Below are 16,339 nucleotides of genomic sequence, written 5' to 3' on the forward strand. Positions count from 1 at the left end.
CCTAATCAGTAACCGCGCGTCCGGTCGACTTCGTGCAGCAGGGGTTCGCCTGCGGTCAACCGCCGGAAATTCTCGGCGACGTCAGACAAGGCTTCGCCCAGATGCCAGCCCGAGACATGCGGGGTAATCGTTACGCCGGGATGGGACCAAAGCGGGCTGTCCGATGGAAGCGGTTCAGTTGAGGTCACATCCAGCACTGCGTGGCCTGGCCTGCCGTTGTCCAGGGCGGTGATCAAGGCCGTCTCATTGATCAGATCCCCGCGACCGGCGTTCAAAAGCTGGCTGCCCGGTTTCATGGCGGCCAGCAATTCGGCACCAAACAGCCCGACGGTTTGCGGGGTCGAAGGCAAAATCGCACAGACATGATCACATTGGCCCAACAATTCTGGTAGGGCCGCATCGCCGTGCAGACAGGTGACGCCTTCAATCTGCTTGGGTGAGCGGCTCCAACCCATGACTTGAAAACCGACCGCACGCAGCATTTTCGCACTACGCGTGCCGATATGTCCCAAGCCCAGAACGCCAACCACCGTGTCCGGTGAATAGATCGGTGCTTTTGGGGTCCATTCCGCGCGGCTCTGACCTGCTTCGTGGAACGCCATATGCCGCTGGTGGCGCAGAATATAAGCGACGAACCATTCCGCGATTCCCTGAGCCGGGGCGTCCGGTTTCAATCGGGTCACGCGGACATGCGCGGGCAGATTGGGGTTGCCGACAATGGTTTCGACCCCGGCACCCAGTTTCTGGACAAGCTGCAGATTGGGCAGGTGTTGGGGGTGATCATCTTTCAAGACAACCACGGCGGCCATGGTAATGTCGGCTGGATCGCCAAGGGTTTCCAGCGTTCGCACATCCGCATCCGGGTATAGCTGCCGAATGTCGCGGGCTATATCACTGTCATTAATCCAGTCGGATAGCCCGGTTTCGATCAACAAAGCCATTTCATGCCCCCTCGTATTTGAGTGTATTGACGTCCCCTCATCGAACAGGACATCGTGACGGCAGCTAAGTCATTCTGTGGCAGAAGGTAAAGCCCGGTCGTCGAACCGTGAGAGCAGAGAACATTTCAGGACAGCCTATGAGCGGAACACAAAACCTGAGCCAGCAGGCTTATTTTCACTTGCGGTCGGACGGGGCCTTTGTCGGCAACGATCCCGCGCGCGGGCCATGGTCGGCCGATCACTGTCACGCTGGCCCAGTCAGCGGACTGATCGTTCGGGCAGCGGAAACCGAGGTCGGGCCAGAGAAGATGCTGACTCGGCTGACGGTCGATCTGCTGCGGCCGCAGCCTCTAGCGGGGTTGCGGGTGGCAGCGGAAACCACGCGCCACACCAAGACTTTGGCGACAACGCGGGTCACGGTGCACGATCTGGACGACACGTTGTGCGCCACCGCCACGACCATGCACCTGGCGCGCCGGGATCTGGGGCCTGTACCAAATGTGACGCTGCAACCGCCCCTCCTGGACGACACGGTGACCGGTCCGTTCCCGATCGGAGAGCTGCGCCACGCGCTGCCGGGTTTCGCAAATAACTCTGAGGTGCTGTATCCCAAAGGCGGAAATCAAGGAGCTGGGCCCAAAATGGTCTGGATGCGCACCCCGGCCCTGTTGGACGGTGAGGTGCCATCACCGATTCAGTCGCTTTGTCCGCTGGCCGATTGCGGCAACGGAATATCGTGGAACGCGCCGACCACCGAGATGGGGTTCATGAACACCGATCTGACTGTTCAGATTCACCGCGAGCCGGTGTCGGACTGGCTGGCTTCGGATTCGATTAGCCATTGGCAATCCTCGGGAATCGGGATGTCGCAATCCGTGCTTTACGATACCGAAGGGCCTGTCGGGACTGCGTTGCAAACTCTTGTTCTATTTTCACCGGGCTGAACCATTGGCCAGTTCCTGCACGTCAGGCGGGAAACGCATTGCCGCGCGTGGGCGGACACCCTATCTTTTGCTCATGCGTTGGTTTGTGACCCTTCTGACCTGCTGCCTGCCGATCCCGGCCATGGCGCACCCCCATGTCTTCATCGACACAGGGTTGGAGTTCATTGTGGATGAAGAAGGTCAACTGACCCATGTCCGCGTGACTTGGGCGTATGATGAGTTCTACTCGTTGCTGGTTCTTGAGGATATGAGGCTTGATCAGGATGCCGATGGCCTTTTGACCGAAGAGGAAAAACAGTTTCTGGCCGGGTTCGATGCGCAATGGGTCGAAGGGTATAACGGTGACCTGGCGGTGTTCGCAGATGGCGCTCAGGTATCTCTGTCCGGCCCGCTGGAGCCGCACGCGACCACCGAAGACGGGCGCATCGTGACAACTCATCTACGCGCCGTTGAAGGCGGGCCGGTGCCTGCGACCGCATTGACCGCGAAAGCCTATGACGAGACATATTATACGGCCTATGACCTAACCCGCCCTGTGACCGTATCGGGACCAGCATCCTGTGAGATCACCCGGGTTGAGCCGGATATTGACGAGCAGCTGGCGCAGATGCAGGCGTTCCTTTTGACACTGGACGCCAATTACGACCTTGAAGAAAATGATATCCCGCTGGTCGGGGAAAACTTTGCGACCGAGATTTTCGTTTCATGTCCAAATACCTGATTGTTCCGGTTGCGGCCGCCATTGCTTTGCTGCTGTGGTTTTGGGGAAGTGGTGGGTTTGACAGCCTGGCTGCTTGGGCTGCGGGTGAGCAGCGCGAGTTTCAGAACCAGATCGCGCGATCCTTGCGCGCCGCGCGGGCCGAGCAACCCGAAGCCGTCGCAACCCTGCTGACGGTCTGTTTCGCCTATGGGTTCTTCCACGCCATTGGTCCGGGTCACGGCAAGGTGCTGATCGGAGGCTATGGGCTGGGTCGCCGGGTTGCCTTTTGGCGTCTGTCCGCGATCAGCGTTCTGTCCAGCCTTGGGCAGGCGGTGACGGCCGTTGTGCTGGTCTATGCCGGAGTTTTGGTGTTTCAGATGTCGCGCGAAAGCCTCGTAGGGGCGACCGAGCAAATTATGGCCCCTGTCAGCTATGGTGCCATCGCTGCGATTGGACTGTGGCTGGTGTTTCGGGCAATCCGCAGTTTTGCGCGCCGCCATCGTAATGAAACCGCACATCACAATCACAATCACGATCACCATCACCACGGCCATGAACACGAAGTATGTTCAGACTGCGGTCACCGGCACGGGCCGACCGCGGAAGAAGTGGCACAAGTCGGCAGCCTGCGTGAGGCAGCTTTGTTGATCGCGGGGATCGCGGCGCGACCCTGCACCGGAGCATTGTTCGTGCTGATCCTGACCTGGCAAATGGGCATCGCCGCAGTCGGTATTGCCGGGGCTTTCGCAATGGCACTGGGCACTGCGACCGTGACCACGCTGGTCGGTTGGACGTCGTTCGGCTTACGCGGCGGGTTGTTGGCATCGGCTTCGGCCACACGTTTTGCATCCGTGCTGGCACCAACAATCGAATTGGTGGCGGGCCTGCTGATCGCAGTTATCGCCGGTGGCCTGTTGATGCGTGCGATCTAGTCGAAGACCGGCTCGGGGTATCCGACCCGCGCCAGATACAAGCCCTGCGGCGGGCATACCGGTCCGCAGGCGGCGCGGTTGGTGGCCTCCAACGCGTCACGGACGTCCTCGGGTGACCAGGCTCCGGCGCCGACACGCTCCAACGTTCCGACAAAGCTGCGCACTTGATTGTGAAGGAACGACCGGGCGCGGACGTGAAAATGCACTTCAGGGCCAGAGAAGCCTGCGACCTCCTCAACCCGCAGCTCATCCAGAGTTTTAACCGGGCTCGCGGCCTGACAGATGGACGACCGGAAGGTGGTGAAATCGTGCCGCCCGATCAGCATATCCGCCCCGGCCTGCATTGCGCCCAGATCCAGCCGATGATTGATCTGCCAGACCTGCCCAGCGTCATGGGTAGCAGGGGCGCGGCGCATCAGGATGCGGAACAGATATTGCCGTTCGAGCGCTGAGAAACGTGCGTGCCAGTCGTCATCCACGCGTGCAGCGGCGACAATGGCAACCGGCTGCGGTTTGAGGTGATAGTTCAGCGCCTCGGACAGACGGAACGGGTCCCACTCTTTTACCAGATCGCAATGAGCGACTTGACCGAGAGCATGCACTCCTGCATCGGTCCGGCCTGCGGCGGCGATGGTGTGATCTCCGGGCTGAATGCGCGACAGGGCCTGTTCGATTGCCCCCTGTACAGATGGCAATTTCTTTTGCCGCTGCCATCCGGCAAACGGTTCCCCGTGGTATTCGACTTTCAGCGCGTATCTAGGCATGGGATGCTGGTAACGCGCCGCGCAAGGACGGGCAAGAGCGGGAAAGCGCTGGTATGTCCTGCGACCTCTACCTATCTTGAGCGAAACGATAAAAGTGGGGCGACGGTTTGGTCATCTCTTCCCTGGCAGACAGTCTTGTGCGCGGCGTCGAATCCGTTGGCGACCGCGTGTCCGAGACCCTGTTCGAGCCGGTCATACGTCTGGGTGTCACGGGTCTGGCGCGGTCGGGCAAGACGGTGTTCATCACGTCTTTGGTTGCCAATCTGCTGGATCGGGGGCGGATGCCAGGCCTTGTGGCGCAGCAGGAAGGGCGGATCAATGCGGCCTACCTGCAACCGCAGCCCGATGACACGGTACCCCGGTTTGACTATGAAAACCACCTGACCGCGCTGACCGGGCCCGAGCCGCACTGGCCGGACAGCACCCGCGCCGTGTCGGAACTGCGCCTGTCTTTTAAGGCTAGGCCCTCGGGGTTGTTGTCAGGGCTTCAAGGGCCACGGACCATCCATCTGGATATTGTGGACTATCCGGGGGAATGGCTGCTGGACTTGGCCTTGCTCGATAAGTCCTACGAGGTCTGGTCGAAAGAAACACTGGATCGTGTTTCCGTACGTGCTGAGGCAGCGGCGTTTCTGGAACTGGTCAAAGCGGCCGAGCCTTCGGAACTCCATGATGAGCCAAAAGCGCAGGCGTTGGCCAAAGAGTTTGCGTCCTATTTGAATGCGGCGCGGAACGCCGGGTTTTACGACTGTACACCGGGACGATTTCTGCTGCCGGGCGATCTGGCGGGCTCACCGGTATTGACCTTCGCGCCCTTACCAGTAGATGGCCATGCGCCACGGCGCAGCCTGCACCGGGAAATGGAGCGGCGGTATGAGGCCTATAAATCGCAAGTGGTGAAACCGTTCTTTCGCGACCATTTTGCCCGGATCGACCGGCAGGTTGTTTTGGTTGACGCGCTGGGCGCGATACACAAGGGGCCGCAAGCGGTCGAGGATATGCGCCGCGCGATGGCCGATATCCTGTCGGCTTTCCGTCCGGGGCGTAACGCGTGGCTCAGCCAGTTGCTGCTGGGCAAACGGGTCGAACGCATCCTGTTTGCCGCGACCAAGGCTGACCACCTGCATCACCTGCAACACCCCCGCCTGACCCATATCATGGAGGCGCTGACCCGCGATGCCCGTGACCGCGCCAGCTTTGCCGGGGCAGAAACGGCGGCGCTGTCTCTGGCCGCGTTGCGTGCAACGACCGAGGAAATCCGCACCTATAACGGGGCCGAGTTGCCCTGTGTCCGCGGTACCTTGCTGGACGGAAAACAGGCGGCCTTCTATCCCGGTGACCTGCCCGAAGACCCGGCCCACCTGCTGGGCCCGGCACGCAACGGGGCTGAAAGTTGGCTAGGCGATGATTTTGGCTTTATGGCCTTTGCCCCCGCCCACCTGACGCTGCGTCCGGGCGATGGTCCGCCGCATATCCGGCTGGACCGTGCCGCGCAGTTCCTGATCGGAGACCGCCTGTGACCGTAACACTCCGCCCAGCCCGCAGCACGGATGCCGGTACAACCGGAGAGATTTTGCACGGTTTCGCTCGTGACAATGACTGGATGCCTAAGCTGCACTCCTGTGCTGAGACCATCGCCTTTTGCGGTTGGATGATTGATCAGGGCTGGGTCACCGTGGCGGAAACCGGTGCCGGAGTAGTGGGGTTTATGGCGCGCAACGAGGATGAAATTCATTCGCTGTATCTGACGCCGTCCGCCTGCGGACAGGGGACCGGGCAACGCCTTTTAAATCACGCCAAGTCGCGACAGACGCAACTGTCGTTGTTCGCGTTTCAGGCCAACCACGGGGCGTGCAAGTTCTACGAACGCAACGGCTTTGCCGAGGTTGCCCGCAGCGACGGAGCGGACAACGATGAAAAACTGCCAGACATCAGATATCTCTGGCGGCGGGAAGGGGCTGAGAATGGCTAAGGGTCCGGTTCTGATTGATCTCGACGGCGAAGAACCGGCAACGGACGTGGCCCAGGCCCCGCCTGTGCCTGACGTTGCGCCGCCACAGGGGCAGGCGATGCAGACGGCGGCCCGATTAGCGGCGCGCCAACCCTCGGCCCTGTCGCGGTGGTTCTGGGGTTTGGCGCTGGCCGTGGTTGGCGCCGTCGTGTCCGTGGCCGCGTGGGATTTCGTCAATTCGCTACTGCTGCGGGCACCAATCCTTGGGTGGGTTGTGACCGGCCTGTTTGCAGCTTTGGTCCTTGTTGCGCTGATCATTGCCGTGCGAGAGCTTGCCGCCATCGGGCGGTTGTCCCGCGTCGATGGGATGCGCCGAGCAGCGGACCTCGCGCTGGCCGAGGCCGATCTGGCACAGGCCCGCACCGTTACCAACCGCCTGATCGCGTTCTACAAAGGGCGCGAGGAAACCCGCTGGGGCCGCGATCGACTGACCGAGCGGATGGGCGAACAGTTCGACGCCTCAGGCCTGCTGGCCTTGGCCGAAGATGAATTGCTGGCCCCTTTGGATCAGGCCGCCAGCCGCGAAGTTGAGGCCGCCGCCCGGCAGGTCGCCACCGTGACTGCCTTGGTGCCATTGGCACTGGCAGACGTGGTGACCGCGCTTGCGGCTTCATTGCGGATGATCCGGCGAGTGGCTGAGATTTATGGAGGGCGCGCCGGGTTCTTGGGCAGTTGGCGCCTGACCCGCGCGGTGTTTGTGCATCTGGTTGCCACCGGCGCCGTGGCCGTCGGCGACGATCTACTGGAACCCATTCTGGGTGGGTCGGTCCTCAGCAAACTGTCCCGTCGGTTTGGTGAAGGGCTGGTAAACGGTGCTCTCAGTGCGCGTGTCGGTGTGGCGGCGATGGAGGTCTGTCGTCCGTTGCCATTTTCCGACCGGCATAAGCCGTCCACACGCGGGATGATTAAGCGGGCGCTGAGCGGTTTGTTTTCGAAAACTTGACCTGACGCAAAGTCTTCCTGTCTGTTGGCGCCCATAACGGGGATGGAGCCAGCCATGACCGATCACGGACACAGCCAGCAGGAAGTTGCCGCGCGGATCAACGCACCTCCGGGGCGGGGGGTGTTGCGCGATGTTGTTTATGGCGGCATTGACGGGTCGGTCACGACCTTTGCCATTGTGGCCGGGGTGGCAGGGGCCGGGTTGTCGCCCTTTGTCATTGTAGCGCTGGGTCTGGCCAATGTACTGGCCGACGGGTTTTCGATGGCGGCGGGGAATTATTCGGGCACTAAGGCCGAGCTGGACAATATCCGTCGCATCCGTGCCATCGAAGCGCGCCATATAAGCCTTTACCCAGATGGTGAGCGCCGCGAAGTGCGCGAGATTCTGGCGCAAAAGGGGCTTTCGGGACGTGTTCTGGAAGAGGCGACAGATGCGATTACCGCCAATCACGACAACTGGATCAACCTGATGATCGAGGGAGAATACGGTCTAGGCAGTGTTGACCCTCATCCGTTCAAAGCCGCTGCCGCGACGTTTCTTGCCTTTCTTATCGCAGGGATGGTGCCGTTGCTGCCGTTCCTGCTTTCGGTTGACCAGGCCTTTGCCGTTTCCGCCTGCATGACCATGGGTGTTTTCTTCGCCATCGGAGCCTTCAAAAGCCGCTGGTCCCTGTCGCCTTGGTGGCGTTCGGGGTTCGAGACCTTTTTCCTTGGCGGGGTTGCCGCGTCGATTGCGTATTTCGTCGGCTCATTGTTTCATCCCTGACGGTCAAGATTGTCGCAGATCACCGCAAATGACTGGCCAAGGGTCAGCCATCGGTTAGGCTGGCTGAAACAAATTCAGTGATTGTGCGGTCTTTGCAGATTTCGGATAAAAACATCCTTGTTTTAGGGGCTTATGGCTTTATCGGTGCCGCCGTGACACGGTCGCTTTGCGGCGAAGGGGCGCGTGTTTCGGCCTTTGTACGCAGCGCAAAAACCGGGGCGCAGGTTTTGCCTGACGTCGCTCTGGTTCAGGGCGACCTGCGGTCCTGTCTGCGACCGGAGGATTGGGCGCAATATCTGACCAATGTTAATTGCGTCGTAAACTGCGCGGGGGCCTTGCAGGACGGTCCGGCAGATGACCTTGAAGCTGTTCATCACGGTGCCATTTCGGCATTGGGGCAGGCTTGCGCGCAAAAGGGCATCGCGGTGGTCCAGATATCGGCCATAGGCGTCAGCCTGGACGCGGAAACGGAATTCATGCGAACCAAGGCTGCAGGCGATGCGGCGTTGAAGGCCAGTCGAGCTCCCTTGTGGATACTCAGACCCGGTTTGGTCATCGGCCAATCCGACTATGGCGGAACGGCATTGTTGCGGATGCTGGCGGCGGTGCCGCTGGTACAACCCATCGCCTACGCCCAATCACGGGTACAATGCGTGGGTATGCCGGATCTGTGCCGGGCGGTCATTGAGGCCGTGTCGCAAAAGCTCCCGCAAGGCACATACGATCTGGTCGAAGACAGGCCCGAACCCTTGGCCAAGGTGCTGTCCGAAACGCGCCGTTGGATGGGGTTCGCGCGTGCCCGGATCATTATGCCTGTACCAGCCTGGGCCGCGCGGTTGACCGCGCGCGGCGCGGATGCCTTGGGGAAATTAGGGTGGCGCTCTCCTCTGCGCAGCAATGCGATACGTGTCATGGCCGAAGGGGTGGTCGGCGATCCAGAGCCCTACCGATCCGCAACGGGGCATTCGTTGGCAAGCTTGCCGCAGATATATGCGGGGCTGGCATCCGCGCGCGAACACCGGCTGACGGCCCGAATCTCCCTGCTGATGCCACTGGTGATCGCGGTGCTGAGTTTGTTCTGGCTGCTGTCTGGCCTGTTCGGACTTGTTGGCCTGTCCCGGGCCGCAGCGGTTTTGACAGGCGCAGGGTGGGGCACTGGGGCGGCGATGGCCAGCGTCGTGTTTTGGTCTGTCGTCGATATCGCGCTGGGGCTTGTAATCCTGTGGAGACCCTGGACCGCGCGCGCCTGTCTGGCCCAATGCGCGGTCGCCTTGATCTATTTGGTGGCGGCAAGTTTCACTGTGCCGATCTTGTGGCTGGACCCGCTCGGACCTTTAACGAAAATCCTGCCGGCGATGACATTGTCGCTTGTCGCGTGGCCCATGTTGCAGAGCCGCTGATGGACCCTGATCTGATCCTGCGCTGGTTACACATCATTGGTGCCTGCGTCCTGTTGGGGACCGGTGCCGGGATCGCCTTTTTCATGTTGATCGCGCATCGCACCGGCGACCCGCGATTCATCGCGCAAACCGCAGGAACCGTGGTTCTGGCCGATTTGGTGTTCACGACGACGGCTGTCCTGTTGCAACCTGTCACGGGTGTATTGCTGGCTTGGAGGTTGGGCTGGTCTTTCACCGAGGGGTGGGTTCTGGCCTCGCTGGCTCTGTATGCAGTGGCCGGAGTTTTCTGGTTGCCGGTCGTTTGGATTCAGGTTCGAATGCGTGATCTGGCACAAACGGCCGCCGATGGCGGAGTGCCTCTGCCTCGGGCGTATCACGGGCTGTTTCGCATCTGGTTTGCTTGCGGCTTTCCCGCCTTTGCCTCGGTTCTGATCATCATTTGGTTGATGATTGCGCGCCCGACGATTGGGTAACTGTAACCCAAGGTCCACTGCCTGTGAAACTGGTGGGATTTCTGACTGTTACAGATCGTGCACGTCGGATAGCCTGAATTGGAAACCACCCGGAGCGCGCTTTGGAATCCCTGCTTGTTCTCATTGGAATAATTGTGCTGGCCATTCCAGTGACCATTATTGTGTTGCTTGTTGGTCAGGCGCGCTTGCGTAAGCGGATTGACCTGCTTGAACGGCAAATCCGGTCGCTTGGCAGTGACATGCCGGAAGGGCAGGCGTTGCCTCCACCGAAAAAACCTCGGAGGCCTGCCGAGCGTCCCGATACAACGCCGAAACCCGCACCGTGGTCTGCCGCTAAAACGCAATCCGCCGATGAGCGTACCGAAGCGCCTTCTGAACCAAAACAGCCAGAGACACCGCCTGCGGCCGTTGTGTTCCGCGAGGATCGGCTTGCCGCCCTGACCGCGTGGATGCGTGAAAATTGGTTTTATGTCGTTTCCGCCCTGTCGCTGGCTCTGGCGGGGATTTTCCTTGTTCAATACGGCGTCGAAAACGGGCTGCTGCCACCCGCCGCCCGTGTGATTGCTGCGTTGGTCTTCGGTGCAACGTTGATCTGCGCGGGTGAAGCCATCCGGCGTCGGTATGGTGACGATGAGGACGCAGCGACGGCTTATTTGCCTTCGGTCTTTTCCGGTGCGGGTCTGGTCACGCTGTTCGGGGGTATTCTGGCAGCGCGTCAGCTCTATGATTTGATTGGACCAGAGGCGGCGCTGGCTGCACTGGTGGCCGTCGCATTGATGGGCCTTGTTCTGGGCTGGTTTCATGGTCCCTTGTTGGCCGCAATCGGATTGATCGGTGCCTTTGCAGCCCCATTCGCGGTCGGCGGCACGTCCGAGAATCCGGGTTGGTTGTACGGGTATTTCTTTGTCATTTCTGTTCTGGGATTGGCTGTGGACACCGTACGGCGCTGGGCGTGGGTTTCGGTATTGACGCTGTTTGGCGCATATTCCGCCAGCCTGCTGCTGGTGCTGTCATCCCCCCTGACCGAACCGGAGTACCTGATCTGTGTGACCGCCTTAGCGGTGATCGCCATAGCGATCCCTGTGCGGCGGATCTGGCCGGATCACAGCGGGTCGATGATCATCCAGATCATCCAGCGAAAGAAAGGCGACGCCTGGCCGGAATTCCCGACCCGGCTGGGTTTTGGCGCGGTGGCTGTAACCTCGGCAATCCTGTCGGTGCATTGGGCGGATAACCCGGGTGAGTTCTGGCTGGCCGTCTTTTTGCTTGCGGTTCTGACCCTTGGGTTAATGCTTTGGGGCGAAAAGGCGGTGGCCTTGCAGGACGTGACCGCATTACCCGCCTTGGGCCTTGTCTGGTTTGTTGGCGTGCACGGCTGGGATCATGGCATCGTTTTGCACCAGTTCGCTGAGGCCTATGCTGAGACGCCCGAGGCAGATTATCCGTGGGTGGTCACAATCCTTACGGTTCTGGGGGCGGTGATCTCGGCAGCTGCGTTTTGGCGGTCGATGCGCACACCGGATCACGCGGCGGTCTGGGCCGGGGCAGCCGCTGTGTTTGCACCCGCGATGGCCATTGCGCTAGAGGTTGGCTGGCGTCCGGCCAACGTGATCGGAGCTTACCCGTGGGCGTTGCACGGCATTGCCTTGGGCATACTGATGGTCATGTTCGCAGAGCGTTTCGCGCGCGTAGATGGCCAGAACAGGATGCGTCCTTCGCTTGTCACGCTGTCTGCTTTGTCCTGCCTGACCTTCGCCTGCGTCATCGTTCTAAGTTCGGCTGCCCTGACCATCGCTTTGGTCGCGGTGGTCGTCGTAGCCGCCGCGCTGGATCGTAAGTTCACGCTGCCGCCGATGAGCTGGTTCATCTGGGTTGGCGTATTCACGGTCACCGTTCGTCTTGTGCTCAATCCCGGCCTGATCTGGGCCAGCTTTGCGCCAGTGATTGAGATGGCTCTGGTCTATGGCGCTGCTACTGCGGGGTTTCTGATCGGGTGGTTGTTGCTCAGGCCGCTGCACCGCCCCGTTGCGGCGCTGTTGCTAGAGAGCGCCACTTGGGCGACTGGTGGGATTTTGCTGTCGTTGCTGCTGGAGCGTTGGCTGCAAAGCTTTGGTGAAGGCAACGCGACCAACAGCCATTGGGGGTTGGGGCTGCTGGCGATCATCTGGTTGTTTTTGGCCTACGCACAGGTTCAGCGCTTTGAGCTGGGCGGAAAACTGAACTATGTGCGCTATCTGCTGGCTGCGTTCTTTGCCGGTCATGGCCTGTGGCGGTTGGCGCAGGCGTTGTTTGACGCAAACCCGGTTATCAGCGCGGGGGCCGAGCCTGTTCTGGGGCTGCCCGTGCTGAATACGCTTGCGGTGGCCTATCTGCTGCCTGCGCTGACTATCGGGTTTTCGGTCTGGCGAATTCACGCGACTCCGATCTGGCTGAAACGCGCCAGCTTTGGACTGGCCAGCGCCCTTGCGGCGGTCTGGCTGGGGCTGGCGATCCGCCACCTTTGGCAAGGGGCTTCGGGTATGTACGAGGGCAACGGTGTCACTCAACCCGAGCTTTACACTTATACCATGACCTTGCTGGTCATTGGTGCGGCGCTGTTCTACCAGTCGCTCGCACGCCGGTCCGATCTGATGCGCAAGGCGGGGCTGGCGGTGATCGGCCTGGCCGTGGCCAAGGTTTTCCTGATCGACATCGCGGGCTTAGGCGGGTTGATCCGGGTGTTCTCTCTACTGGCCCTGGGGCTGGCGTTGGCCGGTCTGGCGTGGCTCAACCGGTGGGCCAAGCTGCGCCATTCGCCGCAGGGGGCGGAACCTCTGGACCATTAGGCTTGGGCGTCCTATAAGCCCGCCATGCATGACCGTTTGGCCATCATTATTCGAATTATATCCCCGGCGCTCTGACCCCTCTGAGACGCCGGGCAAAGGTGTTTGAGAATTCGCACCGACCGCTTCGATCCACACGACGACCAGATCATCCAAAGGACGCCCCCAATGTGCGCCGACACGATCCAGACACCTGATTACAAAGACACGCTGAACCTGCCCAAGACCGATTTCCCCATGCGCGCCGGCTTGCCCAAACGCGAACCTGCATGGCTGGAGCGGTGGGAGACTATCGGCGTCTATGACCGCCTGCGTGAAAAAGAGGGCCGCACGCCCTTTACGCTGCACGATGGCCCTCCGTACGCCAACGGCCACCTGCATATCGGCCACGCGCTGAACAAGACCATCAAGGACATGATCGTGCGGTCGCATCAGATGATGGGTTTCGACGCGCGCTATGTGCCCGGCTGGGACTGCCACGGCCTGCCGATCGAATGGAAGATCGAGGAGCAGTACCGCAAGAAGGGCAAGAACAAGGATGAGGTGAACGTCGTCGACTTCCGGCAGGAATGCCGCAAGTTCGCCGAAGGCTGGATTGACATCCAGCGCGAAGAGTTCAAGCGTCTGGGCATCACTGGCAACTGGGCCGATCCCTACATCACCATGGACTACCACGCCGAGGCCGTGATCGCCGACGAGTTCATGAAGTTCCTGATGAACGGCACGCTCTATCAGGGCTCTAAGCCCGTGATGTGGTCGCCCATCGAGAAAACCGCCTTGGCCGAGGCCGAGGTCGAGTACCACGACAAGGAAAGCTTCACCATCTGGGTGAAGTTCAAGGTCGAGAGTGCGGGTGATCTGGATGACGCGTTTGTTGTGATCTGGACGACGACCCCATGGACGATGCCGTCGAACAAGGCAGTCGTTTACGGCAAGGATATCTCGTACGGCCTCTATGAAGTCACCGGTGCACCGGATGAATGCTGGGCCGCTGTGGGCGACAAGTTCCTGCTGGCCGACAATCTGGCCGCCGATGTGCTGGGCCGCGCCCGTTTGAATGACGACCAGTGGACTCGCGTCCGCGACGTAACCACGGATGAACTGGCAGGCGTGCAACTGACCCACCCGCTGGCCGGGGCCGAGGGTGGCAATGGCGAATGGGACGACTTCCGCGACTTCCGCGCTGCTGATTTCGTGACCGATACCGAAGGCACAGGCTTTGTACACTGTGCGCCCTCGCACGGGATGGAGGAATTCGAGCTGTACCGCGATCTGGGCATGCTGGAGCAGGTCATCACCTACAACGTGATGGACGATGGCTCGTTCCGTGCTGATCTGCCGTTCTTTGGCGGCAAGTTCATTCTGTCCCGCAAGGGCGGTGAGGGTGACGCCAACAAAGCCGTCATCGACAAGCTGGTCGAAGTTGGCGGGCTGCTGGCGCGTGGCAAGATCAAGCACAGCTATCCGCATTCGTGGCGCTCTAAGGCGCCGATCATCTATCGCAACACGCCGCAGTGGTTTGCATCCGTCGACCGTAAGCTGAACGATGGTATGGGCGAGATGGGGGATACCATCCGCGAACGTGCCTTGCGGTCCATCGATGAGCTGGTGATGTGGACGCCGCAGACAGGTCGTAACCGCCTGTATTCGATGATCGAAGCGCGCCCGGACTGGGTTCTGTCGCGCCAGCGCGCCTGGGGCGTGCCGCTGACCTGCTTTACCAAGAAAGGTGCTTTGCCCACCGACACGGATTACCTGCTGCGCAACGAGGAACTCAACGCGCGCATCAAGGCGGCGTTCGAGAAGGACGGAGCGGACGTCTGGTACACCGATGGGTTCAAAGAGAAGATCCTCGACGGCATCGCCAATCCCGACGACTACGATCAGGTTTTTGACGTGCTGGACGTTTGGTTCGACTCCGGCTCGACCCACGCTTTCGTACTGCGCGACCGTGAGGATGGTACCGAAGACGGTATCGCCGATGTCTACATGGAAGGTACCGACCAGCACCGCGGGTGGTTCCATTCCTCGATGCTGCAAGCCTGCGGCACCAAGGGCCGTGCACCATATCGCAACGTGGTGACCCACGGCTTTACGCTGGATGCCAAGGGCAACAAGATGTCCAAATCGCTAGGCAACACCATCGTGCCGGAAGAGGTCGTCAAGCAGTATGGCGCGGATATCCTGCGCCTGTGGGTGGCTCAAACCGACTACACCGCCGACCAGCGGATTGGGCCGGAAATCCTGAAAGGCACCGCCGACAGCTATCGCCGCCTGCGCAACACCATGCGGTTCATGCTGGGGTCGCTGGCCGACTTCACCGAAGCCGACCGTGTCGCACCCGAGGATATGCCACGTCTGGAACGCTGGGTCCTCAGCCGTCTGGCCGATCTGGATGAGCAGGTCCGCAAGGGCTACGCTGCGTTTGATTTCCAGGGTGTATTCAGCGCCGTGTTCACTTTTGCCACGGTGGACCTGTCGTCGTTCTATTTCGATGTGCGCAAAGACGCGCTGTACTGCGATGGAGACAGCTTGCGCCGCCGCGCCGCCCGCACCGTGCTGGACATCCTGTTCCACCGCCTGACCACTTGGCTTGCCCCGGTTCTGGTCTTCACCATGGAAGAGGTCTGGCTGGAGCGCTTCCCGGGCGACAACAGCTCGGTCCACCTTGCGGATTTCCCGGATACGCCAGCCAATTGGCGCAATGCCGAGCTTGAAGCCGGCATGGCCAAAATCCGTCGCGTACGCCGCGCCGTGACCGCTGCGCTTGAAGTTCAGCGTCAGGACAAGGTGATCGGTTCCAGCCTTGAAGCTGCGCCGATCGTTCATGTGGAGGATGGCGAAACACGCGACCTGCTGGCCACGTTTGACGTGGACGACATGTGCATCACGTCCGGATTGACCGTCACCGGCGACCCGGCCCCGGCCGAAGCATTCCGTGTGCCTGAAATTGAAGGCGTTGCGGTTTTGTTCGAAAAGGCCGAAGGAAACAAGTGCCAGCGGTGCTGGAAAATCCTGCCCGATGTGGGCCGCCACGCACACGAAGGCGTCTGCGGGCGCTGCGATGAGGCACTGAATTAACCCTGAGAACCCCCGGCCAACACGCCGGGGGTTTTTCGTTCTCGGCTTGCGCTGGCAATTGCTATCTGAAACGCTGACCCTATGCCGATGATTGCTGTTGATACTCAATTTGGTCGCCTTGGGGTCGAAGAAACCGACGGAGCCATAACGCGCCTTATCTGGAATGGCCGTGATGACGCACCGGATACGCCCTTGCTGCAAGAGGCCGCCGCGCAACTGACTGCTTATGATCAGGGCCGGTTGGAGCGGTTCGACCTGCCGTACCAAGTGGCCGGGTCCGATTTTCAACGCCGGGTCTGTGACTTGATGTTCGCAATTCCTCTGGGCGATACCCGCACCTATGGCGATATTGCAAGGGAGCTGGGCCAGCCACCGCAGCCGGTTGGCCAGGCCTGTGGCGCCAACCCCATTCCGGTGATCATTCCCTGTCATCGCGTGCTGGCTGCCAACGGTCTGGGGGGCTTTTCCGGTGACGGTGGGATTGAGACCAAAGTGGCCTTGCTGCGTCATGAACGAGCAGCGGGCCTGCTGATCTGAAAGGCGGAATTCTGTTGCAATCCCGC

Annotated in this window: 14 protein-coding genes; 12 read left to right on the forward strand and 2 right to left on the reverse strand. The window is 60.7% G+C overall.

The genetic code is table 11. The annotated features are described in order from the left end of the window. Nucleotides 1–5: 5 nt before the first annotated feature. The gene (locus ACR0IY_RS13810; RefSeq protein ID WP_480674213.1) at nucleotides 6–941 is read right to left on the reverse strand and encodes a 2-hydroxyacid dehydrogenase; all 936 of its coding nucleotides are present in this window, start codon (nucleotides 939–941) and stop codon (nucleotides 6–8) included. 137 nt (nucleotides 942–1,078) lie between these two features. Here ACR0IY_RS13810 and ACR0IY_RS13815 point away from each other — a divergent pair, with 137 nt between their 5' ends. The 3 genes from ACR0IY_RS13815 (at nucleotide 1,079) to ACR0IY_RS13825 (ending at nucleotide 3,517) form a co-directional block, all read left to right on the forward strand. Further along, on the forward strand, nucleotides 1,079–1,885 hold the full coding sequence (locus ACR0IY_RS13815) for a thioesterase family protein (RefSeq protein ID WP_480674215.1): 807 nt from the start codon (nucleotides 1,079–1,081) through the stop codon (nucleotides 1,883–1,885). Nucleotides 1,886–1,970: 85 nt separating this feature from the next. After that, nucleotides 1,971–2,606 (forward strand): DUF1007 family protein, encoded by a 636-nt coding sequence (locus tag ACR0IY_RS13820; RefSeq protein ID WP_480674217.1) that lies wholly within the window; start codon nucleotides 1,971–1,973, stop codon nucleotides 2,604–2,606. Then, nucleotides 2,591–3,517, forward strand: a complete 927-nt coding sequence (locus ACR0IY_RS13825) for a nickel/cobalt transporter (protein WP_480674219.1) — start codon at nucleotides 2,591–2,593, stop codon at nucleotides 3,515–3,517. The genes ACR0IY_RS13820 and ACR0IY_RS13825 overlap by 16 nt, the downstream gene beginning before the upstream one ends. On the opposite strand, the gene truA is transcribed toward ACR0IY_RS13825, so the two are convergent. Beyond that, nucleotides 3,514–4,281 carry a tRNA pseudouridine(38-40) synthase TruA gene (truA, locus tag ACR0IY_RS13830; RefSeq protein WP_480674221.1) on the reverse strand — a complete coding sequence of 256 codons (768 nt, stop codon included), beginning with the start codon at nucleotides 4,279–4,281 and terminating at the stop codon, nucleotides 3,514–3,516. The genes ACR0IY_RS13825 and truA overlap by 4 nt on opposite strands. Before the next feature lie 107 nt (nucleotides 4,282–4,388). Between truA and ACR0IY_RS13835 the strand changes: the two genes are divergently transcribed. The 9 genes from ACR0IY_RS13835 (at nucleotide 4,389) to ACR0IY_RS13875 (ending at nucleotide 16,313) form a co-directional block, all read left to right on the forward strand. After that, nucleotides 4,389–5,801 carry a YcjX family GTP-binding protein gene (locus tag ACR0IY_RS13835; RefSeq protein WP_480674223.1) on the forward strand — a complete coding sequence of 471 codons (1,413 nt, stop codon included), beginning with the start codon at nucleotides 4,389–4,391 and terminating at the stop codon, nucleotides 5,799–5,801. Continuing rightward, nucleotides 5,798–6,253, forward strand: a complete 456-nt coding sequence (locus ACR0IY_RS13840; RefSeq protein ID WP_480674224.1) for an N-acetyltransferase family protein — start codon at nucleotides 5,798–5,800, stop codon at nucleotides 6,251–6,253. Before ACR0IY_RS13835 ends, ACR0IY_RS13840 begins: the two co-directional genes overlap by 4 nt. Then, a complete protein-coding gene (locus ACR0IY_RS13845) occupies nucleotides 6,246–7,235 on the forward strand; it encodes a YcjF family protein (RefSeq protein ID WP_480674226.1) in 990 nt (329 codons plus the stop codon). Before ACR0IY_RS13840 ends, ACR0IY_RS13845 begins: the two co-directional genes overlap by 8 nt. Before the next feature lie 54 nt (nucleotides 7,236–7,289). Continuing rightward, complete coding sequence (locus ACR0IY_RS13850; RefSeq protein ID WP_480674227.1) at nucleotides 7,290–8,000, forward strand: VIT1/CCC1 transporter family protein; 711 nt, start codon at nucleotides 7,290–7,292, stop codon at nucleotides 7,998–8,000. Nucleotides 8,001–8,077: 77 nt separating this feature from the next. Next, on the forward strand, nucleotides 8,078–9,400 hold the full coding sequence (locus ACR0IY_RS13855) for an SDR family oxidoreductase (protein WP_480674229.1): 1,323 nt from the start codon (nucleotides 8,078–8,080) through the stop codon (nucleotides 9,398–9,400). Further along, nucleotides 9,400–9,873, forward strand: coding sequence for a DUF2269 family protein (locus ACR0IY_RS13860; protein ID WP_480674231.1), 474 nt, complete (start codon nucleotides 9,400–9,402; stop codon nucleotides 9,871–9,873). Before ACR0IY_RS13855 ends, ACR0IY_RS13860 begins: the two co-directional genes overlap by 1 nt. A 101-nt stretch (nucleotides 9,874–9,974) precedes the next feature. Beyond that, nucleotides 9,975–12,698 (forward strand): DUF2339 domain-containing protein, encoded by a 2,724-nt coding sequence (locus tag ACR0IY_RS13865; RefSeq protein WP_480674232.1) that lies wholly within the window; start codon nucleotides 9,975–9,977, stop codon nucleotides 12,696–12,698. 165 nt (nucleotides 12,699–12,863) lie between these two features. Then, entirely contained in the window at nucleotides 12,864–15,776 is a 2,913-nt protein-coding gene (gene ileS / locus ACR0IY_RS13870; RefSeq protein ID WP_480674233.1) for an isoleucine--tRNA ligase, read from the forward strand. Between the two features lie 81 nt (nucleotides 15,777–15,857). Next, nucleotides 15,858–16,313 (forward strand): methylated-DNA--[protein]-cysteine S-methyltransferase, encoded by a 456-nt coding sequence (locus tag ACR0IY_RS13875; protein WP_480674235.1) that lies wholly within the window; start codon nucleotides 15,858–15,860, stop codon nucleotides 16,311–16,313. The last annotated feature ends 26 nt before the right edge of the window (nucleotides 16,314–16,339 follow it).

The organism is Ruegeria sp. BC1 (assembly GCF_056539305.1).

Excerpts from the sequence above, each read along its gene's own strand:
- ACR0IY_RS13810 (WP_480674213.1), bottom strand. The coding sequence starts at position 941 with ATGGCTTTGTTGATCGAAACCGGGCTATCCGACTGGATTAATGACAGT.
- ACR0IY_RS13815 (WP_480674215.1), top strand. The coding sequence starts at position 1,079 with ATGAGCGGAACACAAAACCTGAGCCAGCAGGCTTATTTTCACTTGCGG.
- ACR0IY_RS13825 (WP_480674219.1), top strand. The coding sequence starts at position 2,591 with ATGTCCAAATACCTGATTGTTCCGGTTGCGGCCGCCATTGCTTTGCTG.
- truA (WP_480674221.1), bottom strand. The coding sequence starts at position 4,281 with ATGCCTAGATACGCGCTGAAAGTCGAATACCACGGGGAACCGTTTGCC.
- ACR0IY_RS13845 (WP_480674226.1), top strand. The coding sequence starts at position 6,246 with ATGGCTAAGGGTCCGGTTCTGATTGATCTCGACGGCGAAGAACCGGCA.
- ACR0IY_RS13850 (WP_480674227.1), top strand. The coding sequence starts at position 7,290 with ATGACCGATCACGGACACAGCCAGCAGGAAGTTGCCGCGCGGATCAAC.
- ACR0IY_RS13860 (WP_480674231.1), top strand. The coding sequence starts at position 9,400 with ATGGACCCTGATCTGATCCTGCGCTGGTTACACATCATTGGTGCCTGC.
- ileS (WP_480674233.1), top strand. The coding sequence starts at position 12,864 with ATGTGCGCCGACACGATCCAGACACCTGATTACAAAGACACGCTGAAC.
- ACR0IY_RS13875 (WP_480674235.1), top strand. The coding sequence starts at position 15,858 with ATGCCGATGATTGCTGTTGATACTCAATTTGGTCGCCTTGGGGTCGAA.